The following is a 25,894-nucleotide window of genomic DNA, read 5'->3' as shown; positions in this document are numbered from 1 at the left end:
GTTTATAACCCTGGAAAAAGTACGGCATTGATAATCATTTTCAATATCATTTAATTAACTATAATGAACCAACTGCTTACGCGGCGTTAACACTGTGCCGCTCGACAATAATGGAGATGATTATGAGTTATACACTGCCATCCCTGCCGTACGCTTATGATGCACTGGAACCGCACTTCGATAAGCAGACGATGGAGATTCACCACACCAAACACCATCAAACCTATGTCAACAACGCTAACGCGGCGCTGGAAAACCTGCCTGAGTTTGCTGACCTGCCGGTTGAAGAACTGATTACTAAACTGGATCAGGTGCCAGCGGACAAAAAAACCGTGCTGCGTAACAACGCGGGCGGCCACGCTAACCACAGCCTGTTCTGGAAAGGGCTGAAAAAAGGCACCACTCTGCAGGGCGATCTGAAAGCGGCTATCGAGCGTGACTTCGGTTCCGTTGACAACTTCAAAGCTGAATTCGAAAAAGCAGCAGCAACCCGTTTCGGCTCCGGCTGGGCGTGGCTGGTGCTGAAAGGCGACAAACTGGCTGTGGTTTCTACCGCAAACCAGGATTCCCCGCTGATGGGTGAAGCCATTTCCGGCGCTTCCGGCTTCCCGATCCTGGGTCTGGACGTATGGGAACACGCTTACTATCTGAAATTCCAGAACCGCCGCCCGGACTACATCAAAGAGTTCTGGAACGTGGTGAACTGGGACGAAGCAGCAGCGCGTTTCGCCGCTAAAAAATAATTTGCATTGCACGTCTGTAGAAGCGAGTCTGATGACTCGCTTTTTTTGTATCCGCGTAAGGAGCAGCAGATGCATTATCCGGTTGACGTGTTTATTGGCAAAATTCGTGACTATGACGGCAGCCGCCCGAGCGCTATCGCCAAGGTGCAAATCGACGGCGAACTCATGCTGACCGAGCTCGGTCTGGCTGGCGATCAGCAGGCCGAAAAGAAAATCCACGGCGGCCCCGACCGCGCGCTATGCCATTACCCCCGCGAACACTATGCTGATTGGATTCGCCAGTTCCCCGAGCAGGCGACGCTGTTTTGCGCCCCGGCGTTTGGCGAGAATCTGTCGACGGACGGAATGACCGAACACAACGTGTTTATTGGCGACATCTACCGCTGGGGCGAGGCGTTGATCCAGGTCACTCAGCCGCGCTCTCCATGCTTTAAACTTAATTTCCACTTTGCCATCAGCGACATGGCCCTCCTTATGCAGAACAGCGGAAAAACCGGCTGGCTGTATCGGGTCATTGCGCCAGGTAAGGTCTCCAGCGATGCGCCGCTGGAACTGGCGTCGCGTCTGAGCGATGTCTCGGTTCATGAAGCGGGTGTTATCGCCTGGTCTATGCCGTTTGATGACGAACAATATCACCGGCTGTTGAGCGCCGCCGGGCTGTCGGCGAGCTGGAGCCGCACCATGCAAAAGCGTCGTTTGAGCGGCAAAATTGAAGATAGCGCCAGACGACTGTGGGGGGATAAAACTCCGCCAAAATGAAAGGAAGGATTATGACTGAAGCTGAAAATGCGGTGGCGATCGTAAAAGAATTTTTGGTGGCCTCGATGATTCCCGATGCTGAACGCGCCGCAACGTATATGCACCCGGAGGTGAAAATTACCTTCACCGGAGGCCGGGCGATGGCGGGCGCGGCAGATATCGCGCAGTTTAACGGCGCTCGCTACAAGTGGGTGAAGAAGGCGCTGGGCGAGTTTGATGCGGTGCAGCATGATGATTACGTTGTGATTTATTCCAACGGTACGTTGTATGGCGAATGGCCCGACGGTCGCCCGTTTGCCGATAACCGCTTTATTGACCGTTTCGAAGTGCGCGATGGCAAAATTACCCGGATGGACGTGTGGAATGACAGCGCTGAGTGGATTCTGGCGCCGGACATTTCCCGGTAAATCTCGACGGCGAGATAAAAAATCGGCCTGCATTCGCAGGCCGATGGTTTTTAGGTTCGCCTGTACAGCGGTAGCCACAGCGTGAGCCGCAACCCACCCAGCGGGCTATCGTCAGCCTTCACCCAGCCGCGGTGCTGCTGCATGGCGCTTTCGACAATCGCCAGCCCCAGCCCGGTGCCGCCAGACTCGCGGTCGCGCGCCTCATCAGTGCGATAGAACGGACGGAAGATCTGCTCGCGGTCTTCAGGGCTGACGCCCGGCCCGTCGTCATCGACCGTGATCGTAATACCGTCTTTATCCACCGAGAAGCCGACTTCAATCTTCGTATGTGAATAGCGCAGCGCATTACGAACAATATTTTCCAGCGCGCTTTCCAGCGCGTTTGGGTTGCCATAGAGCGGCCACGGCCCCGGCGGATAATTTACCGTTAACGACTTGCCCATCTGTTCGGCTTCAAAGGCGGCGTTATCCAGCACTTCGCCCCATAGCTGATTGGCTTTCATCGTTTCGCTGACCAGCGCATTTTTCTGTTGGTTACGCGACATCACCAGCAGGTCATTGATCATGCTGTCCAGACGCTGCGCTTCGGTTTCAATACGCTCCAGCTCTTTGCTTTCGCCGCCACGACGACGCAGCAGAGCGGTACCCAGTTGCAGGCGCGTAAGGGGCGTTCGCAGCTCATGGGAGATGTCTGACAGCAAACGCTGCTGCGAGGTCATCATCCGTTCCAGCGCCGTCACCATCTGGTTAAAACTGGCGCCAGCGGCGAGGAACTCCTGCGGACCCGCCTCCAGCTCCGGATGCTGACGCAGGTTGCCTTGCGCCACTTCATCAGCCGCGTTTTTCAACTTACGCGCCGGTTTCGCCAGACTCCATGCCAGCCATAGCAAGAGCGGCGAACTGACCAGCATCGTGACAATGAGCAACAGGAGCGGGCGGTCAAACAGCAGATTAATAAAATCGGATTGCGAACTGCTGGCCGGTCGAATCAGGTAAAGCTGGTAATTATCCTCTCCGTCACGAACGGAGAACGGCCCCACCATCTCTACGCGGCCATATTTTTTCTTCTGCGGATGATCGGCGTTATCCGCCTGACCAATGAAGTTACGAATGATCTGCATTTCGCTGCGTTCAGCGCCGATCACGCGTCCTTCAGAGGTCACCAGTAATAACCGCTGTCCAGGCGGCGCCCACTTATCGATCGCGCGGAACAGGCGACGCCACCACATCAGGTCGTTGGGCGGATCGTTCGCAAGTTCAGCTTCTACATGTTGCTCTATCATCAATCCCTGGCGCTGTTCGCTGTCCAGCAGCTCGGTCATCTGGCGTGAATCGAGCTTGGGCAACATCAGTACCAGCATTAGCACCAGCGCCAGCGTCAACCAGAAGATGGCGAAGATGCGCGCGGTTAAACTTCCTATCATGAAGCGGAAACCATCAGATAGCCGCGACCACGCAATGTTTTAAACCACGGGTGACCGTCTTTGCGTTCCGGCAGTTTGCGGCGCAGGTTAGAAATATGCATATCAATGGCGCGATCGAACGGCGTCAGGCGCTTACCCAGCACTTCCTGGCTTAAATGTTCACGGGAAACCACCTGGCCGAGGTGTTGCGCCAGCAAATAGAGCAGGGTGAACTCCGTACCGGTCAGCTCCAGCGTTTGACCATCGAAACTGGCTTCCTGGCGGCCCGGATTAAGGCTTAGCGCATCGACTTCCAGCGTCGGCGAGCCGTTGTCGCTGCTCTGCTGCTGTTCGCTCCAGTGGGAACGGCGCAAAATAGCCCTGATGCGCGCTACCAGCTCGCGGTCGTTAAACGGTTTGGGCAAATAGTCGTCCGCGCCCAGCTCAAGGCCGAGAACGCGATCCAGCTCGCTGCCGCGCGCGGTCAGCATAATGACAGGCGTCTGGTGTGTCTGGCGAAGCGCTTTCAACGTATCGATACCGTTTTTCTTCGGCATCATGACGTCAAGCAAAAGTAAATCGATGCTGTCATCCAAAAGCTCAAGCGCCTGCTCGCCGTCGTGGGCCACCAGGACATTAAAGCCTTCCATTTCGAGGAGCTCTTTTAACAGGGAAGTCAGCTCTCGGTCATCATCAACTAACAGGATTTTATTCATTGTTTACGTACCTCCGAGGCAGAAATTACGTCATCAGGCGTCGCTAATCCATGACTTTACGTTGTTTTACACCCCCTGACGCATGTTTGCAGCCCGAATCGTAAACTGTCTCTCGTTGAATCGCGACAGAAAAGATTTTGGGAGCAAGCGATGCGCAAAGTTACCGCTGCTGTTATGGCCTCAACGCTGGCATTCAGTTTTTTAAGCCACGCAGCTGAAGTTGTTACAAGCGATAACTGGCACCCCGGTGACGGGGCCACGCAGCGTAGCGCGCAAAATCATATGTTTGACGGCATAAGTTTAACCGAACATCAGCGTCAGCAGATGCGAGATCTTATGCAACAGGCAAGGCACGAACAGCCTCCTGTTAATGTTAGCGAAATGGAGACAATGCATCGGCTTGTCACCGCAGAAAAATTTGATGAAAGCGCTGTGCGCGCTCAGGCAGAAAAAATGGCGCAAGAGCAGGTTGCCCGCCAGGTCGAAATGGCCCGCGTGCGTAACCAGATGTATCGCCTGTTAACGCCGGAGCAGCAAGCGGTTTTGAATGAAAAGCATCAGCAACGAATGGAGCAACTGCGCGACGTGGCGCAATGGCAAAAAAGTTCATCGTTGAAATTATTGAGTAGTAGCAACTCACGTTCCCAGTAACAACCCTGTTTTCCTTGCCATAGACACCATCCCTGTCTTCCCCCACATGATGTGGGGGTTTTTTTTATCTCCAGTTTGTCATTCTGTTATTAGCTTACTGTTTTAAACCATCCGTTATACTACCGGCAGAAGATAGCGGGAGTATTTATGAATCAAACCTATGGACGGCTGGTTAGCCGGGCGGCTATCGCGGCAACGGCGATGGCATCAGCGTTACTTTTGATCAAAATTTTTGCGTGGTGGTATACGGGATCGGTGAGTATTCTGGCGGCGTTGGTGGACTCGCTGGTGGATATTGCCGCGTCATTGACGAATTTGTTGGTCGTGCGTTATTCGCTGCAACCCGCAGATGATGAACACACGTTTGGGCACGGTAAAGCGGAGTCGCTGGCGGCGCTGGCGCAAAGTATGTTTATTTCCGGTTCGGCGTTGTTTCTGTTTTTGACCAGTATTCAGAATCTGATTAAGCCGACGCCAATGAACGACCCCGGCGTGGGGATTGGCGTTACCGTCATCGCTCTGATATGCACTATTATACTGGTCACGTTTCAGCGCTGGGTGGTACGCAAGACCCAAAGTCAGGCGGTACGGGCGGATATGCTTCATTATCAGTCTGATGTTATGATGAACGGAGCGATTCTTATCGCGCTGGGGTTATCCTGGTACGGTTGGCATCGTGCGGATGCCCTGTTTGCGTTAGGTATCGGCATCTATATTTTGTATAGCGCGTTACGTATGGGGTATGAGGCGGTGCAGTCATTATTGGATCGCGCGCTGCCCGATGCGGAACGACAGGAAATTATTGATATCGTGACGTCATGGCCGGGAGTCAGCGGCGCGCACGATCTCCGCACGCGGCAGTCAGGGCCGACTCGCTTTATTCAGATTCATTTGGAAATGGAAGATAATCTGCCGCTCGTTCAGGCGCATTTTGTGGCTGACCAGGTAGAGCAGGCGATTTTACAGCGTTTTCCGGGTTCAGATGTCATTATTCATCAGGATCCCTGTTCAGTCGTTCCCAGGGAAGGCAGGAAGTTCGAGCTTGTATAATTGATTGTTAAAAAGTGAGCCAGGCCAGCATTTTGTGTATAAATTACCGCCATTTGGCCTGACCTGAATCAATTCAGCAGGAAGGGATTGTTATACTATCTGTATATTCGTTGGATCGTTTCGAAGTGCGAAATCGGCTTCCGGCAATAGATTTCATTTTGCATTCCAAAGTTCAGAGGTAGTCATGATTAAGAAAATCGGTGTGTTGACAAGCGGCGGTGATGCGCCGGGCATGAACGCGGCAATCCGCGGTGTTGTGCGCGCAGCGTTGACGGAAGGGCTGGAAGTCATGGGCATTTATGACGGCTATCTGGGCCTGTATGAAGATCGTATGGTTCAGCTTGACCGTTACAGCGTATCTGACATGATCAACCGTGGCGGTACTTTCCTCGGTTCTGCCCGTTTCCCGGAATTCCGTGACGAAAATATTCGCGCTGTCGCGATCGAAAACCTGAAAAAACGCGGTATCGATGCGCTGGTAGTTATTGGCGGCGACGGTTCTTATATGGGTGCAAAACGTCTGACTGAAATGGGCTTCCCGTGCATCGGTCTGCCAGGCACTATCGATAACGACATCAAAGGCACCGACTACACTATCGGCTATTTCACTGCTCTCGGCACTGTAGTGGAAGCGATTGACCGTCTGCGTGACACCTCCTCTTCTCACCAGCGTATCTCTATCGTTGAGGTGATGGGCCGTTATTGCGGCGACCTGACGTTGGCGGCGGCTATTGCTGGCGGCTGTGAGTTTATCGTGGTGCCGGAAGTTGAATTTAATCGCGAGGATCTGGTGGCGGAAATCAAAGCCGGGATCGCGAAAGGGAAAAAACACGCTATCGTCGCTATCACCGAACATATGTGTGATGTTGACGAGCTGGCGCACTTTATTGAAAAAGAAACGGGCCGTGAAACGCGTGCGACGGTGCTCGGCCACATTCAGCGCGGTGGTTCCCCGGTACCTTACGATCGCATTCTGGCTTCCCGTATGGGCGCGTATGCTATTGACCTGCTGCTGGAAGGCCATGGCGGTCGTTGTGTCGGTATCCAGAACGAGCAGCTTGTTCATCATGACATCATCGATGCGATTGAAAACATGAAGCGTCCGTTCAAAAGCGACTGGATGGAGTGCGCGAAAAAACTGTACTGATTGTTTTTGCGCGCCTGATGGCGCTACGCTTATCAGGCCTACAGGTTGCAGAAACGTGTAGGCCGGATTAGGCGCTAGCCGCCATCCGGCAATCCCTCAGATTTATTCCTCGAAGTTATAGCCAATCTTTTTTTATTCTTTAATGTTTGGATCTCTTTCTGGCACGCTTTGCTCATCACAACACAACATAAGCGAGTCGGGCGATGAAAAAGTGGGGCGTGGGGTTCACATTATTGCTGGCGTCAACCAGCATTCTGGCAAAGGATATTCAGTTACTTAACGTATCATACGATCCAACGCGTGAGCTGTACGAGCAGTACAACAAAGCGTTTAGCGCGCACTGGAAGCAGGAAACCGGCGACAACGTCGTGATCCGTCAATCGCACGGCGGTTCGGGTAAACAGGCGACTTCCGTTATTAACGGCATTGAAGCCGATGTCGTGACGCTGGCGCTGGCTTACGATGTGGACGCTATTGCGGAACGTGGTCGTATCGATAAAAATTGGATTAAGCGTCTGCCGGATAACTCAGCACCTTACACCTCCACCATCGTTTTCCTGGTCCGTAAAGGCAATCCAAAACAAATTCATGACTGGAACGATCTGATTAAACCGGGCGTGTCGGTGATTACGCCAAACCCGAAAAGCTCTGGCGGCGCACGCTGGAACTATCTGGCGGCATGGGGCTACGCCCTGCACCACAACAATAACGATCAGGCCAAAGCGCAGGACTTTGTCAAAGCCCTGTTTAAAAACGTTGAAGTGCTGGACTCCGGCGCGCGCGGCTCAACCAATACTTTCGTTGAACGCGGTATCGGTGATGTGCTGATTGCCTGGGAAAACGAAGCGCTACTGGCGACGAATGAACTGGGTAAAGATAAATTCGAGATAGTGACCCCGAGTGAATCTATTCTCGCAGAGCCGACCGTTTCCGTGGTCGACAAAGTGGTGGAAAAGAAAGACACCAAAGCGGTAGCGGAAGCCTACCTGAAGTATCTCTACTCGCCGGAAGGGCAGGAGATAGCAGCGAAAAACTTCTACCGTCCGCGCGATGCTGACGTGGCGAAAAAATACGACGATGCGTTTCCGAAGCTGAAGCTGTTCACCATTGACGAGGTGTTTGGCGGCTGGGCGAAGGCGCAAAAAGATCACTTCGCTAATGGCGGTACGTTCGACCAAATTAGCAAACGCTAAACCGTTTATAAACCCGGTAACGTATTATGTTACCGGGTTTTTTCTTTGCCACAATTTTGCGTTACTCTTCCCCGTCTATGGGTCACAGGGAACGCATATCATGAAAAAAACAGGCTACTTTTTACTGGCGGTGATAGTGATTGTCGCCGCGGCGGGCGTCGGTTACTGGAAATTTTCCGGCAACCCTGATGCATTACGGGAAATCGTGCTTGAACAGTGCCTGCCCGATCAGTTACAGCATCAAAACCCAGCGCCTTGCGCGGAAGTCAAACCTCGCGCCGGCTATGTCGTCTTTAAAGATCGTCACGGTCCGTTGCAATATTTATTGATGCCCACCTACCGTATCAACGGTACAGAAAGCCCGCTATTGCTGGAACCCGCTACGCCCAACTTTTTCTGGCTGGCCTGGCAGGCTCGCGGTTATATGAGTAAAAAATACGGGCATGATATTCCGGATAGCGCGGTCTCGCTGGCGATTAATTCGCGGCTTGGTCGTTCACAGGACCATTTGCATATCCATATTTCTTGCATCCGTCCTGACGTTCGGGAGCAACTGGATAACGATCTCACGCGCATCAGCACTCGCTGGCTTCCGCTACCGGGCGACCTGATGGGGCATGAATACCTGGCGCGCCGGGTAACCGAGAGCGAGCTGGCGCAGCGTAGTCCGTTTATGATGCTGGCGGAAGAGGTGCCGGAAGCGCGCGATCATATGGGACGCTATGCGCTGGCGGTGGTACGCCAAAGCGATGGCTCTTTTGTCCTGCTGGCGACCGAGCGTAATTTACTGACCTTCAATCGCGCATCGGCGGAAGAGATTCAGGACCATAGTTGCGCCATTTTGTCTTCCCGCTGATTTTCGTTACACCCCCTGCTCATTATCTTATTGATTCTTATCCCGGTTTAAAACCGGGGTAAGATCGTGTCTATAAAAATATGTGAAACCGATCAAAAGATATAAAGGTATACCTTTATATCTTTTTGAGGATGGTTACACTCTCTTCATAGCCTCCATTGCGTGTCGGACAGGCGGCTTATTTATAAAAACGTTTTTATTTCATGTAGTGACATCATTAATTGTTCACCAGATTTGCGCTGCTAAGCGTAAAGGAATATCAACATGAAACTTTCTATCGTGGAAAAAATCGGCTTCGGCGCGGGAGATATGGCGATAAACGTTGTGATTATCGCCATGCAGCTGCTCCTCGCCTATTTCTATACCGATATCTACGGCCTGAGCGCCGCTGATGTTGGCGTACTGTTTGTGGTTGTGCGGATGATTGATGCCATTATCGATCCGGCCATGGGGGTTCTGACCGATAAACTGAATACGCGCTGGGGACGTTATCGCCCGTGGCTGCTGTGGTTTGCCATTCCTTTTGGTTTCGCCGTGTATTTGATGTTTATTACGCCTGACATGGCTTATATGGCCAAGCTGGCGTGGGCCTATGGCACCTATATTCTTATGACCCTGGTCTATACTGCGATCACCATTCCCTATATTTCGATGATTGGCGTCATTACCAGCGACCCCGTCGAACGGTTAAGCGCCAACGGCTATCGTTTTGTGATGACTAAGATTGCCGCTTTCCTGGTGACTATCGTCGTACCGATGCTTGCCGTCTGGCTGGGGCAGGGCAACAAGGCGCTGGGTTACCAGTTTTCGATGGGGCTGATGGGGGCGATGGGCGCCTTACTGTTTATCTTCTGTTTTCTTACCACGCGTGAACGCAGCGAGCCGGAAATTACCTCGCTATCGGTGGGGAAACAGTTTAAATATCTGTTACGTAACGATCAGTGGATTATTCTCGGCGTTGTTATTCTGCTGCTGATGTGCGGTTATGTTATTCGCGGTTCCGTTGCCGCTTATTACGCCAAGTATTATCTGAACGGCGGAGATAGCCTGATTTCACCCTTCCTGACTACCGGCGTCGTTGCCTCTATTTTAGCGATGATCGCTACCACCTGGATAACCAAGTTCTGGGACAAAATTAAGATGTTCCGCTACACCCAGATTATTACCTTTATCCTGAGCGCGCTGATGTATTTCTCCGTCGGGCGTGAAAATCTTATCCTGGCGTTTGCGTTCTATTTTCTTATTAATTTCTTCTGCGATATGCAAATGCCGGTGTTCTGGTCCTCTATCGCCGAAGCGGTGGATTACGGAGAAAAGAAAACCGGTCTGCGCGTTTCCGGGTTGGCGTTTGGCGGCATCCTCTTCTTCCAGAAGTTTGGGATGGGGATCGCGGGCGGGATACTCGGATTCCTGCTGAGCCACTTTGGCTATCAGGCCGATGTTGAACAGAGCGCGCGTTCGCTCACCGGTATTGCGCTGATGATGACGCTCATTCCGGCTCTGTTTCACCTTGCGGTTGGGCTGCTTATGAAAAAGTATCTGATTAACAACGAATATTATCGTGATATTCAGCTTGCCCTGGCGCAGAAACAGGCATAAGGAGGCGCAAATGAAGGCCATGAATAAGGTTTGGGTTATCGGCGATGCCTCCGTTGACCTGGTGCCGGAAAAACAGAACAGCTATCTGAAATGCCCCGGCGGAGCGTCGGCGAACGTGGGGGTATGCGTTGCCAGGCTGGGCGGAGAGTGCGGTTTTATTGGCTGTCTTGGTGACGATGACGCCGGCCGCTTCCTGCGCCAGGTTTTTCAGGATAACGGCGTGGATGTCACGTTTCTAAGGCTGGATGCGGACCTGACCAGCGCGGTGCTGATCGTCAACCTGACGGCTGACGGGGAACGCAGCTTTACCTATCTGGTGCATCCGGGGGCTGATACCTACGTTTCGCCGCAGGATTTGCCGCCGTTCAGGCAGTACGAATGGTTTTACTTCAGCTCAATTGGCCTCACCGACAGTCCCGCTCGCGAAGCATGTCTGGAAGGGGCGAGACGCATGCGAGAAGCCGGTGGCTACGTGTTATTCGACGTCAACTTACGCAGCAAGATGTGGCGCAATACTGATGAAATCCCTGAACTGATCGCCCGGTCCGCCGCGCTGGCTTCTATCTGCAAAGTCTCGGCAGATGAGCTGTGCCAGCTCAGCGGGGCCAGTCACTGGCAGGATGCGCGTTATTACCTGCGCGATCTGGGCTGTGACACCACGATCATTTCGCTAGGGGCCGATGGCGCGCTGTTGATTACCGCCGAGGGGGAGTTCCATTTTCCCGCACCACGCGTCGATGTCGTCGATACCACCGGGGCAGGCGATGCTTTTGTCGGCGGCCTGCTGTTCACCCTTTCCCGCGCAAATTGCTGGGATCATGCCCTGCTGGCGGAAGCCATCAGCAATGCCAATGCCTGCGGCGCTATGGCGGTGACGGCAAAAGGCGCAATGACCGCTCTGCCGTTTCCTGAGCAGCTCAACACTTTTCTGTCCAGCCATTCGCTGGCACAAGCCATGACCGTGAAATAAGGAGTCATCATGCACGTTGATCAAAACAAAATACTGGGATGCCTGGTGGGCGCCGCCGCCGCGGACGCGATGGGAGCCGCGACGGAAGTACGCACCCAGCAGCAAATAAAAGACTATTTTGGCGGCTGGGTGACGACCTTTCAAAAACCGCCAGCGGACACGTTTGGCCGCTGCAACGAAGCGGGGATGTGCACGGATGATTTTATTCAGGCGAAGTACATCATGGATGCGCTGCTGCGCCATCAACGCCAGGTCAGCGACGAGGCGATGCGCGAGGCTTTCCAGCAGTGGCTGGATTACCCGTACTACGCCAACTTTACCGGCCCGACGACGCGTGCGGCAATGAAGGCAATATTCAATGATAACCGCGCCTCTTTACAGGGTGAGCTGGAAGGCGAGAAACAGTCGGTACAGATTATTAATAAGGGTAACGCGGAGGCAACGAACGGCGCCGCCATGAAGATTTGGCCAGCGGCGGTGCTGCACCCGGGTGATATTGACGCGGCGATTGAATGCGCGCTACAGATTTGCCGCTTTACCCATAATAACGTGCTGGCGATGTCCGGCGCAGCGGCGATGGCGGCGGCAACCAGCGAGGCGTTAAGAGCGCAGACCAATGCAGACAGCATTATTGCCGCCGGTATTTACGGTGCGCAAAGGGGCTATCTGCTGGCGCAGGAGCAAGGGGCGATGATGGTCGCCGGGCCTTCCGTTGCCCGACGCATTGAGCTGGCCGTAGATATCGGTAAACGTCATCGCCATTGGGAAACGGCGGTGGTGGAACTTGCTGATATTATTGGCTCCGGGCTGCACGTGAGTGAAGCGGTGCCGGCGGCCTTTGGCCTGTTCGCGTGTTGTCCGAATTCTGCCGTAGATGCTATTATCTCCGGCGTTAATATCGGCAATGATACTGATACTGTCGCCACCATGGTCGGGGCGATTTCCGGCGCATTCCATGGCGTGGAGGCTTTTCCCGCCGATTATTTAACGACTTTGGATCGTATGAATCATTTCGATTTGGCAGAACTGGCCAGGCAAATCGCAGGGTAGCGACTTCACCCTGCCGGGGACGGTAAAACGTCCCCTGCTGGCGAAGACGTGAGGTGCGCAGCTTGCAGGTTGATAAAACGAGCTTTACTCCGCTTTATAAGCAACTATTTTTTATCATCTGTCAGCAGATTCAAAATGGATCCCTGCCTTTAGGCAGCCAGCTGCCGACGCAAAAAGAGATTGCCAGAGCCTACAACGTCTCGCTGATTGTGGTTAAACAGGCCTGGAGCGAATTAATCAATGCGGGCATTATTTCCTCCCAGCGCGGAAGTGGTTCGGTGGTGTGCTCGGTACCGGAAGGCGTGAGCTACGGGCACACGTTTCGCGGTATTACCCGCGATCTCCAGGACGCCAGCGTGGCGATTGAGAACCGTATTCTGGAAATCGCGCCGCGCCGCGCGCGCGACGCTCAGGCAGACGGCTTGAGCCTGCCCGCACAGCATCACTATCTCTATATTTCGCGTATTCGTTGCCTGAATAACCGTCCGTTTAACCATGAAAAGATCTATCTCGATCTTAGCTTCTTTCCCGATCTGCAACTCACACCGCAGGCGCTGGAGCATACGTCGCTCTATTCGTTATTAAACGTCACAAGCGACTCGGCGATAGAAAAAGTTGAGGCGATTTTACCTTCCGCTGACCTGTGCGAAAAATTGCAAATCGCCGCCAATAAACCGCTGTTATCCGTCGCCAGACAGACGTTTCAGGCCGGGAAGGACAGCCCTTTTGAGTATTGCCGCTATTACGTGCTGTCTGAATACTTTGGTGAAATTCATTATCACTGATTTGTCCACTTAATCCTGCGATAACCCCACTATATATGGCGTTTACCTGCCTGACTGTCCGTCGTATTCTTGCTGAAAAAATCGTCAGGAGACAGGTATGTCGCTCTGGTTGCCCCATCCTCTGTTTCTTCCTTTCATCATGGTTGGCGTTACTATCCTTCTGTGGGCGACTTCGCTACTGCCGGAGTTTATGACCGCACTGCTATTTTTTGCTGCTGTGGTGGCGATGGGACCAGGGAAAGTTCCTGCGCGGGCGGGGATGCTGTGATGTATCGCGCTGGCGGTGATACGCCAAAGCGATGGCTCTTTTGTCCTGCTGGCGACCGAGCGTAATTTACTGACCTTCAATCGCGCTTCTGCCGAGGAAATTCAGGATCATCAGTGTGATATCTTGAACCAACAGGTCATCAAATGACAGCTTGATATTGCATTAACGAATGCCGTTTGGAGGCCGGACAAGGCTCTTGTGGCGCTATCCGGCAAAATCTGGCGATGGCGCGGGCGTTACCAGGCCGGTGGATCTGCGGGGTGGCTGTCATTTTCCAGATGCGGCGATTTAATAAACACGCCTTTCCAGGGGTTATCACCGTTATTAATGAGATAATGCGCCTCCCCAGGTTCGCACTGTAAAACATCTCCAGTTTGCAGGATATGAGGTGTTCCTTCCAGATACAGGCACACTTCACCGCTTAGGGTATAAAAAATCTCACAAGCGGTATTATGGCGATGGTTAGGGAATGACTGCCCTGGTTGTAGTATGACGACGCCCATATCGCAGCCCGGCCCACGGATTAAGTATTTAGGGCCATTATCGCCAAAGCGGTATTCATGATTCTTCTCATTCGTTTTTTGCATGCTTATTCTCCTGTTACAGGCCTGGCGCTTTCCAGAGGGATGTCGTTAAGCCACCATCGACCAGCGCGCGTTGATCCTGATAAACGGCCTGCCATTTTTCTCTGGCCTGCTGATAGACAGCGAAATTTTCAGGATTAGGTTTATGCTCCCGATCCCAGCGCACTAGCTTTTCTCCCGTTTCCGCCAGCGATGGCCAGACACCCACGCCAACGCCTGCGGCAATAGCGCACCCTAGCGCGGTAGCTTCTTTGACGACAGGTACGTGAACGGTGAGTCCCGTAACGTCGGCAAGGATTTGGCTCCATAATTTGCCTTTAGATCCTCCGCCGGCAAAAACCAGCGAGTCGGCCTGTACGCCGGAAAACGCGGCAATTTGCTGTAAATTGCAGGCGGAAACAATGGCGGCATTCTCTTCCAGCGCGCGAAATAGGGTCGCTTTATTACACTTTTCAGGATCGATAGACAGATTGATAAACGACGGCGCGGCATGGTACCAGCGTTTAAAACGCATAACGTCAGAGAAGATGGGCATCACACCGTACGCGCCGGGAGGCACCCGGCTGGCCATATCTTCCAGCAGGGAATACGCATCAATACCTAACCTTTCAGCGATTAGTTTTTCCTCGGCGCAAAAGGCGTCGCGGAACCAACGCATCGTTAACCCAGTAAAAAAGCTAATAGACTCGGTTTGTACCATACCGGGGATCACATGAGGATTGATGCGAACGTTCATGTTTGGGTCGGTGACCGGCGCGGGAAGATTGACGACCTGTTGCCAGAAGGTTCCGCCCAGCACGGCCGTTTGCGCCGGGCGTACGACGCCCAGCCCCAGACAGCCTAACTGCACATCGCCGCCGCCAACGATGACCGGCGTACCCGCTTGCAGGTCGCACTGTTCAGCCGCTTTCTGTGAAATGTGACCGAGCAGCGTCCCGGTTTCTTTTACCGGCGAGAGAATGTCAGAACGCAGGCCCGCCATCTGTAACAGACTACGTTTCCAGTTGCGGGTCACCAGATCCAATAACCCCGTCGTGCCTGCGTTGGAGGGATCGACCGCCAGTTCGCCGCTGAGCATAAAGGCCATCCAGTCGCTGATCATAGTGACGGTTGACGCGCGATGATAAATATCCGGACGATGGTGGGCAAGCCAGAGCAGACGCGGAATAGCGCTGAGCGCCAGCGTTTGCCCGGAGCAACGATAAACTTCCTCCTCAAAGGTGTTATCGTGCAGCTCTTTTAATTCACTGACTTCGTGCGCCGCGCGGGCGTCAACATTAGCGCAGGCCCAAATTGGTTCGCCGTTACTGTCATAAATAACAATGCCTTCACGCATCGAGCAGGCCGATACGGCAGCGATAGCCGTTGCAGGGATGGCGGCTTTCTGTAGTGCCTGACGGATACACTGGCAAGCCAGTTGCCAGTTTTTGGCAAGATCAAACTCCATCGAACCAGGCACATCCGGCACGGCCAGATGCTGCCATTCCGCTTGACCGACAGCTATTTGCTTTCCTTGTAGATCAAAAATTACTGCTCTGACGCTACCGGTACCGGCGTCAAGAGCCATCAGGTAATGTCCTGATTCAGTATGGGTACAGAGTCGAGCCATTTTTTTATCCTCGGCTATTTTTACATCGTTACATAAAATCCTGTCAGTTATTGTTTATTGAATTGAGGTAAGTGTTATTTTATTTTTTATTTTTCAATAAGTTGAATTATTTTTCCTGCGGTTTTCTGATCGGTAACCAGCGCATTGATATAGTTACCGCGCATAGCGGCAATAATAGCTTCTGCTTTTTGTTCGCCGCTGGCGACGCCAATCACGGTTGGGATCGTGGAAAGTGAATTTAACTTCAGGCCAATTAATTCGTTATGGATTTTGATGTCTGGAATAATTTCGCCATGAGCATCAAAAAAATAGCCCAGAATATCGCCTACTGCGCCTTTGCGGCCAATCATGAGTTGTTCACCCTGAGTGATATAGCCGGATTTTAAGATACTGGCTTGATCTTTCTGGTTAATTGCCCCAATCCCCACGATGGCGGCATCGGCAGCTTGCGCTGTGAGCATCACATCCCGCACGCTATTTTCATTGCGCAGCGTGCAGGCAATTTCCTGCGATGATGCGCGCAGCGGCGCGGGCATAATACTTACGCTACAAGCGGCATCAAGCTGGCCTATTCCGGTCATATACGGCCCCACGCCGCCGGATAACGTGACCAGTCGGATTTGTTGCGCCGAGATAAATCCGCTGAGGCGTTTTAATGTGGTCATCGTGGCTTCGCCAAAGCCGACGGCCAGCAGTTGCTGTGGCCGCAGTGACTCCATCAACATATGGGCGGCGCCGATTCCTAAGCGCAGACCAATATCGGCATCGGGTAATGCCGGCAGCACGCGGATATTCTGCAATGCGAAGTGGTTGCGCAAGGCATTTTCATACTCAAGACACCCTTCGAAGCGGGAGTTGATTTGTACGCGAATAATACCGGACTGATGCCCTTTCTCCAGCAGACGAGAAACCTTCAGCCGGGTTAGCCCCAGACGCTCGCTGATTTCACTCTGCGTCAATCCATCGTGATAGTAGAACCAGGCAATACGCGCCACCTGCTCTTCTTCGCACATTCCATAATCAGATACCAACGTATTATCGCTCATTGTCATAACCTGGCTTTACTTTGAACATTTCTAAATCATTAACACAATTGTTCAGTTATCACTCCGAAATAACCGTGATTAACGCCACAAAAACGCGCCAAATCTGAACATTTATCATCTAAAAATTCATTTATTCAGAAAACGTGATCTGGATGAGAGTTTTTTGACCAAATAACTACTACCGTTTTGAACAATTTCTTTTTCAAAAAACATTTGTTCAGTCCCGTCAGTCAACATTGAGGGAGCGGAGGCAACATGCAAATCAGTCACAATACTGCATCCCCTCTGATTTGTGTGCAGAACATTTATAAAAGTTATTCCGGCGTCGAAGTACTAAAGGGAATTGACTTTACTCTGCATGCGGGAGAGGTGCACGCATTGCTTGGCGGCAATGGTGCGGGTAAATCAACATTAATGAAGATTATTGCCGGTATAGTCCCGCCAGATGGAGGGACTATCGATATTGCTGGTGTGCGTTGCAGTCATTTAACGCCTCTGAAGGCGCACCAGTATGGCATTTATCTGGTTCCCCAGGAGCCTCTGTTATTTCCGAGTTTATCTGTGCGGGAAAATATCTTGTTTGGCTTGCAGGGACGTCAGGCCTCCACGGAAAAAATGCAGCAGCTATTAAAGGCGATGGGATGCCAACTCGATCCGGCGAGCGCTGCGGGTACGCTTGATGTTGCAGACCGCCAGATCGTTGAAATTATGCGCGGCTTGATGCGCGACTCGCGAATCTTAATTCTTGATGAGCCCACGGCGTCGTTAACGCCAGCCGAAACTGATCGGTTATTTACGCGTCTGCAAGAGTTGCTGAAAAAGGGTGTCGGAATTGTATTTATTTCTCATAAGCTACCAGAAATTAGACAGTTAGCTCACTGCGTTAGCGTGATGCGTGACGGTAAAATCGCATTATTCGGAAAAACGCATGACCTTTCTACTGACGAGATTATTCAAGCTATCACCCCGGCAACGCAGGGCGTCAGTCTTTCCGCGAATCAAAAGTTGTGGCTGGAATTGCCTGGCAGCCGCCCGCAGAACGAACGCGGCGCGACGGTATTAGCGCTGGAGTCACTGACGGGCGAAGGTTTTATGAATATCAACCTTGAGGTGCGGGCAGGCGAAATCCTTGGTCTGGCCGGGTTGGTCGGCGCGGGACGCACAGAATTGGCTGAAACGCTGTACGGTATTAGACCGGTCAATGCGGGGCGGATGCTGTTCAATGGTGAAGAAATTAACGCCCTGACAACCCAACAGCGGTTGCAGCTCGGCCTGGTCTATTTGCCGGAAGATCGGCAGTCATCCGGGCTGTATCTTGACGCTTCCCTGGCATGGAATGTCTGTTCGCTGACCCACAACCAAAAAGGATTTTGGATAAAGCCCCAGCGGGATAACGCCACCCTTGAACGTTACCACCGCGCGTTAAATATCAAACTCAATAATGCCGAACAGGCGGCGCGTACTTTATCCGGCGGTAACCAGCAAAAAGTATTGATTGCCAAATGCCTGGAAGCCTCTCCGCAATTACTGATTGTCGATGAACCGACCCGCGGTGTCGATGTCTCCGCCCGCAGCGATATTTATCAGCTGTTGCGCAGTATCGCGCAACAAAATGTCGCAGTGCTGTTTATTTCCTCCGATCTGGAAGAGATAGAGCAAATGGCCGATCGCGTATATGTCATGCACCAGGGGGAACTGGGGGGGCCTGCGTTATGCGGCGAGGAAATTAACGTTGATACCATCATGCACGTTGCGTTTGGCGAACATGGTGCGTCGGAGGCAACATGTTGAAATTCATCCAAAATAACCGGGAAGCGACGGCACTGCTGGCAATAGTCTGTTTATTCGTGTTTCCTGGCGCGCTGGATAGCCAGTATTTGAGCGTGCAAACGCTGACAATGGTTTTCAGTAGCGCGCAAATTTTGATGCTGTTGGCGATTGGCGCGACGATGGTAATGCTCACCCGCAATATTGATGTATCGGTGGGCTCGACGACAGGCATGTGCGCGGTATTGCTGGGAGTGATGTTAAACGCCGGCTATAGCCTGCCGGTCGCCTGCCTGGCCACACTAATATTAGGAATTGTCGCCGGATTTTTTAATGGCGTACTGGTTGCCTGGTTGAAGATACCCGCCATTGTCGCCACTCTGGGAACGCTGGGCTTGTATCGTGGGATCATGCTGCTATGGACAGGGGGGAAATGGATTGAAGGATTACCCGCAGGCTTAAAGCAACTCTCTGCTCCGGTGTTTCTGGGAATTTCCGCAATCGGCTGGTTTACCCTGGTGTTAGCGCTGCTTATGGCCTGGCTCCTGGCGAAAACCGCCTTTGGCCGCAATTTTTACGCCACCGGCGATAACCTGCAGGGCGCCCGGCAATTGGGTGTCCGTACCGAGATGGTACGCATCATGGCATTTTCACTTAATGGCGGTATGGCGGCATTGGCTGGAATCGTGTTTGCCTCGCAGATTGGCTTCATTCCCAATCAAACCGGCACGGGGCTGGAAATGAAAGCCATCGCGGCCTGCGTATTGGGGGGAATTAGCCTGTTAGGCGGGTCAGGCACGGTCATCGGCGCTATTCTCGGCGCTTATTTTCTTACGCAAATCGATAGTGTGTTAGTGCTGCTGCGTATCCCCGCCTGGTGGAACGATTTTATTGCTGGCCTGGTATTGTTGGGCGTACTGGTATTCGATGGGCGGCTGCGTTGCGCATTACAACGCAATCTGCGCCGCCAGAAATATGCCCGTTTTATATCACCACCCACTCCACTACAGGCGGAAGCAAAAACGCACGCACAACAGAATAAAAACAAAGAGGTGGCATGATGAATCCATGGCGACGCTATAGCTGGGAAATTGCGCTGGCAGCCTTATTGATCTTTGAAATTCTGGCTTTCGGTCTGATTAATCCACGTTTATTAGATATTAATGTCTTACTTTTTAGCACTAGCGATTTTATTTGTATCGGTATTGTCGCTTTGCCGCTAACAATGGTTATTGTCAGCGGTGGTATGGATATTTCATTTGGTTCTACAATCGGGCTATGCGCGATTACCCTGGGTGTGCTGTTTCAGCTCGGTATGCCGCTACCTTTAGCGATTATTATTACCCTACTACTCGGCGCAATATGTGGGCTGATAAATGCCGGACTTATTATTTATACCGGCGTAAACCCGTTGGTGATTACCCTGGGAACCATGTATTTATTTGGTGGTAGCGCATTATTGTTATCTGGTATGGCTGGCGCCACGGGTTATGAAGGTATTGGTGGATTTCCCACAGCGTTCACTGATTTTGCCAATATTTCATTTCTTGGTATTCCCATGCCGCTTATTTTTTTTCTTGTGTGCTGTCTGTTTTTCTGGCTGCTCATGCATCGCACGCATATGGGACGCAACGTTTTTCTGATTGGCCAGAGCGCCCGTGTCGCGCAGTACAGCGCGATCCCGGTGAATCGCACGTTGTATACCGTGTATGCCATGACCGGATGCGCCTCCGCGATCGCCGCCGTATTACTGGTTTCTTACTTTGGCTCCGCACGTTCGGATCTGGGCGCCTCTTTCCTGATGCCGGCCATTACGGCGGTTGTGCTGGGAGGCGCCAATATTTATGGCGGCTCCGGGTCGATTATGGGGTCCGCGTTGGCGGCGCTGCTGGTGGGATTTTTACAGCAGGGGCTACAGATGGCCGGAGTGCCGAATCAAATTTCCAGCGCATTGTCCGGTGCGCTTCTCATTGTTGTTGTCGTTGGTCGTTCCGTCAGTTTGCATCGTCACCAAATCCTTGAATGGTACTCACGCCGTCGCAATGCGCATCAGGCATGATTTCCTTTTGAAATTTATGGAGAAAAAAATGGCAAGACACAGCATTAAAATGATCGCCTTACTCACTGCGTTTGGTCTGGCATCTGCGGCAATGACCGTGCAGGCGGCAGAGCGGATTGCTTTTATTCCCAAACTGGTTGGCGTGGGCTTTTTTACCAGCGGCGGCAATGGCGCGCAGGAAGCGGGAAAAGCGCTGGGCATTGACGTAACTTACGATGGCCCTACAGAGCCCAGCGTCTCAGGCCAGGTTCAACTGGTGAATAACTTTGTCAATCAGGGGTATGACGCCATTATCGTTTCTGCCGTTTCGCCTGACGGCCTGTGCCCGGCGTTGAAGCGGGCAATGCAAAGAGGCGTGAAAATATTAACCTGGGATTCCGATACCAAGCCGGAGTGCCGTTCTTACTATATCAATCAAGGGACGCCAAAACAGCTCGGCAGCATGCTGGTAGAGATGGCCGCTCATCAGGTGGACAAAGAGAAAGCGAAAGTCGCTTTCTTCTATTCCAGCCCAACGGTGACCGACCAGAACCAGTGGGTGAAAGAAGCTAAAGCCAAAATTAGCCAGGAACATCCGGGGTGGGAGATAGTCACTACCCAGTTTGGCTATAACGATGCCACGAAATCGCTCCAGACGGCGGAAGGTATCATCAAAGCGTATCCCGATCTGGATGCCATCATCGCGCCTGACGCTAACGCTTTACCTGCTGCGGCACAGGCGGCGGAGAACCTTAAACGCAATAATCTCGCGATTGTTGGTTTTAGTACGCCGAATGTAATGCGCCCTTATGTTCAGCGCGGCACTGTTAAAGAGTTTGGCCTGTGGGATGTCGTCCAACAGGGAAAAATTTCCGTATATGTCGCCAACGCGTTGCTGAAAAATATGCCAATGAATGTCGGTGACTCACTGGATATTCCCGGCATCGGCAAAGTCACCGTTTCACCTAATAGTGAGCAGGGATATCACTATGAGGCAAAAGGTAACGGCATTGTGTTATTGCCGGAGCGTGTCATTTTCAACAAAGACAATATCGACAAATATGATTTCTGATAACTGTTATGTATCGACGGAGTAAAGAATGGCTGATTTAGATGATATTAAAGATGGCAAAGATTTTCACACCGATAAACCACAAACTAACACTTTGTTCGCATTAAAAGGCTGTGGCGCGCTGGATTGGGGAATGCAGTCCAGACTGGCGAGGATTTTTAATCCCAAGACCAGAAAAACGGTCATGCTGGCCTTTGATCATGGATATTTCCAGGGGCCGACAACCGGACTTGAGCGTATTGATATCAATATTGCGCCGCTCTTTGAATATGCTGATGTCTTAATGTGTACTCGCGGCATATTACGCAGTGTGGTACCTCCGGCAATCAATAAACCAGTCGTTTTACGCGCGTCCGGGGCGAATTCTATTCTCACTGAATTAAGCAATGAGGCGGTTGCGGTGGCGATGGATGACGCTGTGCGGTTGAATAGCTGTGCTGCTGCCGCACAGGTTTATATTGGTAGTGAGCATGAACATCAGTCGATTAAAAATATTATTCAACTGATTGATGCCGGGTTACGCGTCGGGATGCCAATAATGGCAGTGACCGGGGTGGGTAAAGATATGGCTCGCGACCAGCGTTATTTTTCACTGGCAACGCGTATCGCTGCGGAAATGGGGGCGCAAATTATCAAAACGTATTATGTCGATAAAGGTTTTGAGCGTATTGCGGCAGGTTGTCCGGTGCCGATTGTCATCGCCGGCGGTAAAAAACTGCCTGAACGTGAAGCATTGGAAATGTGCTATCAGGCGATTGACCAGGGGGCTTCTGGCGTAGATATGGGGCGTAATATATTCCAGTCAGAAGATCCGGTAGCCATGATTAAAGCGGTACATGCTGTCGTTCATCATAACGAAACAGCAGAGCGTGCTTATGAGCTTTTTTTGAGTGAGAAAGGTTAAATGAGATCGCTTCCCCATCTTTTACCGATGCGAGGAGATGGGGATGACGGTTATTTTATTTGGAATAATCAGGGGGTTAATGATGCACGTTACGCTGGTTGAAATTAACGTTCATGATGACAAGGTTGAACAATTTATCGATGTTTTTCGGCAGAATCATCTGGGCTCAATTAAAGAGCCGGGTAACTTGCGTTTTGATGTTCTGCAGGATCCGCAGGTGCCTACGCGATTTTATATTTATGAAGCCTACGTTGATGAACAGGCCGTCGCTTTTCACAAGACAACGCCACACTACAAAACTTGCGTGGAGCAGCTTGAACCGTTGATGACCGGTCCGCGGACAAAAAAAGTTTTTATGGGTTTGATGCCTTAAGGAGTGCTCATGAACAGCCAGTTTGCCGGATTAACGCGCGAAGCATGTGTGGCATTGTTAGCGTCATATCCGCTTAGTGTGGGTATTCTGGCAGGGCAGTGGATTGCGTTGCATCGCTATCTGCAACAGTTGGAAGCGCTAAACCAGCCGCTGTTGCATTTGGATTTGATGGATGGTCAATTTTGCCCGCAGTTTACCGTTGGGCCATGGGCTGTTGGGCAACTGCCGCAAACCTTTATCAAAGATGTTCATTTGATGGTAGCGGATCAATGGACGGCGGCGCAAGCCTGCGTGAAGGCGGGCGCACACTGCATCACGCTTCAGGCTGAAGGCGATATTCATCTGCATCATACGCTAAGCTGGCTTGGTCAGCAGACCGTGCCCGTTATCGGCGGTGAAATGCCGGTGATTCGGGGGATTAGTTTATGCCCGGCAACGCCTCTGGATGTCATTATCCCTATTCTGAGCGACGTTGAGGTTATTCAACTACTGGCAGTGAACCCTGGATACGGCAGTAAAATGCGCTCCAGTGATTTGCATGAGCGCGTGGCGCAGCTTCTCTGTCTACTTGGTGATAAACGCGAAGGTAAAATTATCGTTATTGATGGGTCGTTAACGCAGGATCAATTGCCTTCGCTGATTGCACAGGGCATCGATCGTGTTGTTTCTGGTAGTGCGTTATTTCGTGATGATCGGCTGGTTGAGAATATGCGGAGCTGGAGGGCGATGTTTAAGGTTGCCGGGGATACTACTTTCTTACCCTCCACAGCATAAATGCCGGATGGCGGCTTTACCTTATCAGGCCTACATAAGCACTCGGCTGGTAGGCCTGATAAGCGCAGCGCCATCAGACATTGATTGGCAATTAAGCCTGTTTAGCAGCTTCTGCTGCTTTCACGATCACGGCGAAGGCGTCAGCTTTCAGAGATGCGCCGCCTACCAGTGCGCCGTCGATGTCCGGCTGCGCGAACAGTTCGGCTGCGTTGGAGGCATTAACAGAACCGCCGTACTGGATAATAACCTGTTCAGCGATTTTCGCGTCAGCTTTGGCAATGTGGTCACGGATGAATTTGTGCACTGCCTGAGCCTGCGCAGGAGTTGCAGATTTACCGGTACCGATCGCCCATACGGGTTCGTAAGCGATAACCGCGCCTTCAAAGGCTGCCGCGCCCTGCGTTTTCAGTACCGCGTCGATCTGGCGTGCGCATACTTCTTCTGTTTTGCCCGCTTCGTTTTCCGCTTCGGTTTCACCGATGCACAGTACCGGCGTCAGACCTTGTTCTTTCAGTACGGCGAATTTTTTGGCGATCAGCTCGTCAGATTCTTTGTGATAAGTACGACGCTCGGAGTGGCCGATAATAATGTACTGCGCGCCGATATCCTTCAGCATTTCAGCCGAAGTTTCACCGGTGAATGCGCCAGACAGATTCAGATCAACGTTCTGCGCGCCCAGCATGATGTGGCTGCCGGCAGCAGCGCGTTTCGCCAGATCGATATACATTTCCGGCGGAGCGATTGCCACGTCGCAGCCTGCTACGCCCGTCAGTTCTTTACGCAGGTTAGCCACCAGTTCGTTTACCATGTGGCGGCTGCCGTTCAGTTTCCAGTTACCCATCACTAAAGGATGTCGCATTTCATTTCTCCACGCTTAGTCAGCGAATTAAGGAAGATGGCCGCTCGTCAGAGCAGCATGGTCTGTGAAACAGTATAGAGATTCATCCCCGGAAAGGCTTTGCTTTTTGTCATCAATTCGCCCCTTCCAGATTTTCAGATAACGCCAGCTTAATCGGTTCAACCGCGAAGGTCAGCCCCTTTTCGCCGTTATCTGCGACAACATAACGTACCGCGCCTTCGGTCTCGGCGTAATAGTGTTTACCTTTACCGGCGATAAGCATCTTTTGCAGTTTTTTCTGGCTTTGCTCTTTTGTCAGCAACGGGGCGACAGTGCGAATAATGGCGGCCATATATTCCAGCGCTTTCGCTTTCGCCGCTTTCTGTTCCGGCCCCTGAATGGGCAGCCAGGTAATCTGCATACTTTTCACTTTGAGCGTACCGCGCTCCAGCGCCGTGGAGGCATACAGATTTTCGTTAATCTTACTGGCGGCGCGGGTCAGATTCGCCTTATCGCGGCTATTCTCAATGGCGCGAAATTCATTGAGCGGCAGATCGGGATTCTGGCGGTTAAAGTTCTCACGAAACTGGCTAATAGAAAGATCAAAGGTTGGCGAGCCCGCCAGCAGATAGGGCGCTGTCGTGGTCGATGAAGAGAGCTGCGCGTGCGCCGTTATGCTGGCGGTGAGAGCAGAAAACAACAGTAAAAACAGAGTACATCCTGGCTTCATCAATCTTACCTTTCGTTAGGACTGCTCACGATTAAAACGATAACTGTCGGGCTTGTCAAAAGGGTAAACTGTAGCGGAAGGCAAAATATAAGGAACTTACATGACCATACAGCAATGGTTATTCTCATTTAAAGGGCGTATCGGACGCCGTGATTTCTGGATTTGGATCGGCCTCTGGTTTGCCGGGATGCTGGCGCTATTTTCGCTGGCGGGGAAAAATCTGCTTGATATCCAAACGGCGGCATTTTGCCTGGTGTGCCTGCTGTGGCCGACCGCCGCCGTCATGGTCAAACGTCTGCATGACCGGGGACGCTCCGGCGCGTGGGCGTTGCTAATGATTCTGGCGTGGATGCTGCTGGCCGGAAACTGGGTGATGCTGCCGGGGATGTGGCAGTGGGTCGTCGGGCGATTTATTCCGACGCTGATCCTGGTGATGATGCTTATCGATCTGGGCGCGTTTGTCGGTGTTCAGGGGGAAAATAAGTTTGGGAAAGCGACACAGGACGTGAAGTTTAAAGCAGAACCGTAAACGGGCGGTAAACCGTAATTTGCCCGGTGGCGC

General features: G+C 52.1%; 27 protein-coding genes and 2 pseudogenes. 22 read left to right on the top strand and 7 right to left on the bottom strand.

From position 1 onward, the window contains the following. The first annotated feature begins 122 nt into the window (after positions 1-122). From sodA to ACH0VJ_RS20765, 3 genes are all read left to right on the top strand, one after another. Entirely contained in the window at positions 123-743 is a 621-nt protein-coding gene (gene sodA / locus ACH0VJ_RS20775) for a superoxide dismutase [Mn] (RefSeq protein ID WP_000122632.1), read from the top strand. A 69-nt stretch (positions 744-812) separates the two neighbouring features. After that, positions 813-1,502 carry a 6-hydroxyaminopurine reductase gene (gene yiiM / locus ACH0VJ_RS20770; protein ID WP_000559225.1) on the top strand — a complete coding sequence of 230 codons (690 nt, stop codon included), beginning with the start codon at positions 813-815 and terminating at the stop codon, positions 1,500-1,502. A gap of 11 nt (positions 1,503-1,513) precedes the next feature. Next, positions 1,514-1,909: a nuclear transport factor 2 family protein gene (locus tag ACH0VJ_RS20765; protein WP_000133441.1), complete on the top strand. Its 396-nt coding sequence runs from the start codon at positions 1,514-1,516 to the stop codon at positions 1,907-1,909. A 50-nt stretch (positions 1,910-1,959) separates the two neighbouring features. On the opposite strand, the gene cpxA is transcribed toward ACH0VJ_RS20765, so the two are convergent. Further along, complete coding sequence (gene cpxA / locus ACH0VJ_RS20760) at positions 1,960-3,333, bottom strand: envelope stress sensor histidine kinase CpxA (RefSeq protein ID WP_000580403.1); 1,374 nt, start codon at positions 3,331-3,333, stop codon at positions 1,960-1,962. Then, complete coding sequence (cpxR, locus tag ACH0VJ_RS20755) at positions 3,330-4,028, bottom strand: envelope stress response regulator transcription factor CpxR (RefSeq protein WP_001033731.1); 699 nt, start codon at positions 4,026-4,028, stop codon at positions 3,330-3,332. The genes cpxA and cpxR overlap by 4 nt, the downstream gene beginning before the upstream one ends. Before the next feature lie 150 nt (positions 4,029-4,178). Here cpxR and cpxP point away from each other — a divergent pair, with 150 nt between their 5' ends. The 11 genes and pseudogenes from cpxP to ACH0VJ_RS20700 form a co-directional block, all read left to right on the top strand. Further along, positions 4,179-4,679: a cell-envelope stress modulator CpxP gene (cpxP, locus tag ACH0VJ_RS20750; RefSeq protein ID WP_001233463.1), complete on the top strand. Its 501-nt coding sequence runs from the start codon at positions 4,179-4,181 to the stop codon at positions 4,677-4,679. Positions 4,680-4,826: 147 nt separating this feature from the next. Next, positions 4,827-5,729: a CDF family cation-efflux transporter FieF gene (gene fieF / locus ACH0VJ_RS20745; protein ID WP_001077320.1), complete on the top strand. Its 903-nt coding sequence runs from the start codon at positions 4,827-4,829 to the stop codon at positions 5,727-5,729. 184 nt (positions 5,730-5,913) lie between these two features. Beyond that, entirely contained in the window at positions 5,914-6,876 is a 963-nt protein-coding gene (gene pfkA / locus ACH0VJ_RS20740; RefSeq protein WP_000591793.1) for a 6-phosphofructokinase, read from the top strand. A 203-nt stretch (positions 6,877-7,079) separates the two neighbouring features. Beyond that, positions 7,080-8,069 carry a sulfate ABC transporter substrate-binding protein gene (locus ACH0VJ_RS20735; protein WP_000758711.1) on the top strand — a complete coding sequence of 330 codons (990 nt, stop codon included), beginning with the start codon at positions 7,080-7,082 and terminating at the stop codon, positions 8,067-8,069. 100 nt (positions 8,070-8,169) lie between these two features. Beyond that, on the top strand, positions 8,170-8,925 hold the full coding sequence (locus tag ACH0VJ_RS20730) for a CDP-diacylglycerol diphosphatase (RefSeq protein ID WP_000750756.1): 756 nt from the start codon (positions 8,170-8,172) through the stop codon (positions 8,923-8,925). A gap of 264 nt (positions 8,926-9,189) precedes the next feature. Beyond that, complete coding sequence (locus ACH0VJ_RS20725) at positions 9,190-10,524, top strand: MFS transporter (protein ID WP_000777314.1); 1,335 nt, start codon at positions 9,190-9,192, stop codon at positions 10,522-10,524. Positions 10,525-10,534: 10 nt separating this feature from the next. Next, positions 10,535-11,494, top strand: a complete 960-nt coding sequence (locus ACH0VJ_RS20720; protein ID WP_000646504.1) for an aminoimidazole riboside kinase — start codon at positions 10,535-10,537, stop codon at positions 11,492-11,494. A 9-nt stretch (positions 11,495-11,503) separates the two neighbouring features. After that, on the top strand, positions 11,504-12,544 hold the full coding sequence (locus tag ACH0VJ_RS20715; protein ID WP_000557884.1) for an ADP-ribosylglycohydrolase family protein: 1,041 nt from the start codon (positions 11,504-11,506) through the stop codon (positions 12,542-12,544). 62 nt (positions 12,545-12,606) lie between these two features. Then, positions 12,607-13,329: a GntR family transcriptional regulator gene (locus ACH0VJ_RS20710; protein ID WP_001535809.1), complete on the top strand. Its 723-nt coding sequence runs from the start codon at positions 12,607-12,609 to the stop codon at positions 13,327-13,329. 97 nt (positions 13,330-13,426) lie between these two features. Beyond that, positions 13,427-13,552, top strand: a pseudogene (locus ACH0VJ_RS20705) (hypothetical protein); the annotation flags it as partial. 51 nt (positions 13,553-13,603) lie between these two features. After that, positions 13,604-13,744: pseudogene (locus tag ACH0VJ_RS20700) on the top strand (CDP-diacylglycerol diphosphatase); the annotation flags it as partial. An 89-nt stretch (positions 13,745-13,833) separates the two neighbouring features. Here ACH0VJ_RS20700 and ACH0VJ_RS20695 read toward each other — a convergent pair. The 3 genes from ACH0VJ_RS20695 to lsrR all read right to left on the bottom strand — a co-directional run bounded on the left by ACH0VJ_RS20695 (position 13,834) and on the right by lsrR (position 16,836). Further along, a complete protein-coding gene (locus ACH0VJ_RS20695; protein ID WP_001173081.1) occupies positions 13,834-14,184 on the bottom strand; it encodes a cupin domain-containing protein in 351 nt (116 codons plus the stop codon). Between the two features lie 13 nt (positions 14,185-14,197). After that, positions 14,198-15,790 (bottom strand): autoinducer-2 kinase, encoded by a 1,593-nt coding sequence (gene lsrK, locus ACH0VJ_RS20690; RefSeq protein ID WP_000113085.1) that lies wholly within the window; start codon positions 15,788-15,790, stop codon positions 14,198-14,200. An 86-nt stretch (positions 15,791-15,876) separates the two neighbouring features. Next, on the bottom strand, positions 15,877-16,836 hold the full coding sequence (lsrR, locus tag ACH0VJ_RS20685) for a transcriptional regulator LsrR (RefSeq protein WP_086048310.1): 960 nt from the start codon (positions 16,834-16,836) through the stop codon (positions 15,877-15,879). 255 nt (positions 16,837-17,091) lie between these two features. Here lsrR and lsrA point away from each other — a divergent pair, with 255 nt between their 5' ends. The 7 genes from lsrA to ACH0VJ_RS20650 all read left to right on the top strand — a co-directional run bounded on the left by lsrA (position 17,092) and on the right by ACH0VJ_RS20650 (position 23,764). After that, a complete protein-coding gene (lsrA, locus tag ACH0VJ_RS20680) occupies positions 17,092-18,627 on the top strand; it encodes an autoinducer 2 ABC transporter ATP-binding protein LsrA (RefSeq protein WP_001167248.1) in 1,536 nt (511 codons plus the stop codon). After that, positions 18,621-19,664 (top strand): autoinducer 2 ABC transporter permease LsrC, encoded by a 1,044-nt coding sequence (gene lsrC, locus ACH0VJ_RS20675; RefSeq protein ID WP_000911133.1) that lies wholly within the window; start codon positions 18,621-18,623, stop codon positions 19,662-19,664. Before lsrA ends, lsrC begins: the two co-directional genes overlap by 7 nt. Then, positions 19,661-20,662: an autoinducer 2 ABC transporter permease LsrD gene (gene lsrD, locus ACH0VJ_RS20670; RefSeq protein ID WP_000981826.1), complete on the top strand. Its 1,002-nt coding sequence runs from the start codon at positions 19,661-19,663 to the stop codon at positions 20,660-20,662. The genes lsrC and lsrD overlap by 4 nt, the downstream gene beginning before the upstream one ends. A gap of 28 nt (positions 20,663-20,690) precedes the next feature. Further along, positions 20,691-21,713, top strand: coding sequence for an autoinducer 2 ABC transporter substrate-binding protein LsrB (lsrB, locus tag ACH0VJ_RS20665; RefSeq protein ID WP_000090737.1), 1,023 nt, complete (start codon positions 20,691-20,693; stop codon positions 21,711-21,713). A gap of 28 nt (positions 21,714-21,741) precedes the next feature. Beyond that, positions 21,742-22,617 (top strand): 3-hydroxy-5-phosphonooxypentane-2,4-dione thiolase, encoded by an 876-nt coding sequence (lsrF, locus tag ACH0VJ_RS20660; RefSeq protein WP_000774146.1) that lies wholly within the window; start codon positions 21,742-21,744, stop codon positions 22,615-22,617. 82 nt (positions 22,618-22,699) lie between these two features. Beyond that, positions 22,700-22,990, top strand: coding sequence for a (4S)-4-hydroxy-5-phosphonooxypentane-2,3-dione isomerase (lsrG, locus tag ACH0VJ_RS20655; RefSeq protein WP_001543603.1), 291 nt, complete (start codon positions 22,700-22,702; stop codon positions 22,988-22,990). Positions 22,991-22,999: 9 nt separating this feature from the next. After that, positions 23,000-23,764: an epimerase gene (locus tag ACH0VJ_RS20650; protein WP_001088048.1), complete on the top strand. Its 765-nt coding sequence runs from the start codon at positions 23,000-23,002 to the stop codon at positions 23,762-23,764. 91 nt (positions 23,765-23,855) lie between these two features. On the opposite strand, the gene tpiA is transcribed toward ACH0VJ_RS20650, so the two are convergent. Both tpiA and ACH0VJ_RS20640 read right to left on the bottom strand, forming a co-directional pair. After that, positions 23,856-24,623: a triose-phosphate isomerase gene (gene tpiA, locus ACH0VJ_RS20645; RefSeq protein ID WP_001216339.1), complete on the bottom strand. Its 768-nt coding sequence runs from the start codon at positions 24,621-24,623 to the stop codon at positions 23,856-23,858. A 112-nt stretch (positions 24,624-24,735) separates the two neighbouring features. Next, positions 24,736-25,332 (bottom strand): YiiQ family protein, encoded by a 597-nt coding sequence (locus ACH0VJ_RS20640; RefSeq protein WP_000802241.1) that lies wholly within the window; start codon positions 25,330-25,332, stop codon positions 24,736-24,738. 100 nt (positions 25,333-25,432) lie between these two features. Here ACH0VJ_RS20640 and ACH0VJ_RS20635 point away from each other — a divergent pair, with 100 nt between their 5' ends. Further along, positions 25,433-25,861 (top strand): DUF805 domain-containing protein, encoded by a 429-nt coding sequence (locus ACH0VJ_RS20635; RefSeq protein WP_000155237.1) that lies wholly within the window; start codon positions 25,433-25,435, stop codon positions 25,859-25,861. Positions 25,862-25,894 lie beyond the last annotated feature (33 nt).

This window comes from Salmonella sp. 2020_1459, assembly GCF_043847915.1.
Taxonomy (GTDB): domain Bacteria; phylum Pseudomonadota; class Gammaproteobacteria; order Enterobacterales; family Enterobacteriaceae; genus Salmonella; species Salmonella enterica.
This window is presented reverse-complemented; position numbering and strand designations above follow the sequence as displayed.

Excerpts from the sequence above, each read along its gene's own strand:
- lsrC (WP_000911133.1), top strand. The coding sequence starts at position 18,621 with ATGTTGAAATTCATCCAAAATAACCGGGAAGCGACGGCACTGCTGGCA.
- lsrK (WP_000113085.1), bottom strand. The coding sequence starts at position 15,790 with ATGGCTCGACTCTGTACCCATACTGAATCAGGACATTACCTGATGGCT.
- cpxP (WP_001233463.1), top strand. The coding sequence starts at position 4,179 with ATGCGCAAAGTTACCGCTGCTGTTATGGCCTCAACGCTGGCATTCAGT.
- sodA (WP_000122632.1), top strand. The coding sequence starts at position 123 with ATGAGTTATACACTGCCATCCCTGCCGTACGCTTATGATGCACTGGAA.
- lsrD (WP_000981826.1), top strand. The coding sequence starts at position 19,661 with ATGATGAATCCATGGCGACGCTATAGCTGGGAAATTGCGCTGGCAGCC.
- lsrF (WP_000774146.1), top strand. The coding sequence starts at position 21,742 with ATGGCTGATTTAGATGATATTAAAGATGGCAAAGATTTTCACACCGAT.
- ACH0VJ_RS20695 (WP_001173081.1), bottom strand. The coding sequence starts at position 14,184 with ATGCAAAAAACGAATGAGAAGAATCATGAATACCGCTTTGGCGATAAT.
- ACH0VJ_RS20640 (WP_000802241.1), bottom strand. The coding sequence starts at position 25,332 with ATGAAGCCAGGATGTACTCTGTTTTTACTGTTGTTTTCTGCTCTCACC.
- lsrG (WP_001543603.1), top strand. The coding sequence starts at position 22,700 with ATGCACGTTACGCTGGTTGAAATTAACGTTCATGATGACAAGGTTGAA.
- yiiM (WP_000559225.1), top strand. The coding sequence starts at position 813 with ATGCATTATCCGGTTGACGTGTTTATTGGCAAAATTCGTGACTATGAC.
- lsrA (WP_001167248.1), top strand. The coding sequence starts at position 17,092 with ATGCAAATCAGTCACAATACTGCATCCCCTCTGATTTGTGTGCAGAAC.
- ACH0VJ_RS20720 (WP_000646504.1), top strand. The coding sequence starts at position 10,535 with ATGAAGGCCATGAATAAGGTTTGGGTTATCGGCGATGCCTCCGTTGAC.
- ACH0VJ_RS20650 (WP_001088048.1), top strand. The coding sequence starts at position 23,000 with ATGAACAGCCAGTTTGCCGGATTAACGCGCGAAGCATGTGTGGCATTG.
- tpiA (WP_001216339.1), bottom strand. The coding sequence starts at position 24,623 with ATGCGACATCCTTTAGTGATGGGTAACTGGAAACTGAACGGCAGCCGC.
- ACH0VJ_RS20765 (WP_000133441.1), top strand. The coding sequence starts at position 1,514 with ATGACTGAAGCTGAAAATGCGGTGGCGATCGTAAAAGAATTTTTGGTG.
- pfkA (WP_000591793.1), top strand. The coding sequence starts at position 5,914 with ATGATTAAGAAAATCGGTGTGTTGACAAGCGGCGGTGATGCGCCGGGC.
- ACH0VJ_RS20715 (WP_000557884.1), top strand. The coding sequence starts at position 11,504 with ATGCACGTTGATCAAAACAAAATACTGGGATGCCTGGTGGGCGCCGCC.
- fieF (WP_001077320.1), top strand. The coding sequence starts at position 4,827 with ATGAATCAAACCTATGGACGGCTGGTTAGCCGGGCGGCTATCGCGGCA.
- ACH0VJ_RS20735 (WP_000758711.1), top strand. The coding sequence starts at position 7,080 with ATGAAAAAGTGGGGCGTGGGGTTCACATTATTGCTGGCGTCAACCAGC.
- cpxR (WP_001033731.1), bottom strand. The coding sequence starts at position 4,028 with ATGAATAAAATCCTGTTAGTTGATGATGACCGAGAGCTGACTTCCCTG.
- ACH0VJ_RS20730 (WP_000750756.1), top strand. The coding sequence starts at position 8,170 with ATGAAAAAAACAGGCTACTTTTTACTGGCGGTGATAGTGATTGTCGCC.
- ACH0VJ_RS20635 (WP_000155237.1), top strand. The coding sequence starts at position 25,433 with ATGACCATACAGCAATGGTTATTCTCATTTAAAGGGCGTATCGGACGC.
- cpxA (WP_000580403.1), bottom strand. The coding sequence starts at position 3,333 with ATGATAGGAAGTTTAACCGCGCGCATCTTCGCCATCTTCTGGTTGACG.
- ACH0VJ_RS20725 (WP_000777314.1), top strand. The coding sequence starts at position 9,190 with ATGAAACTTTCTATCGTGGAAAAAATCGGCTTCGGCGCGGGAGATATG.
- lsrB (WP_000090737.1), top strand. The coding sequence starts at position 20,691 with ATGGCAAGACACAGCATTAAAATGATCGCCTTACTCACTGCGTTTGGT.
- lsrR (WP_086048310.1), bottom strand. The coding sequence starts at position 16,836 with ATGAGCGATAATACGTTGGTATCTGATTATGGAATGTGCGAAGAAGAG.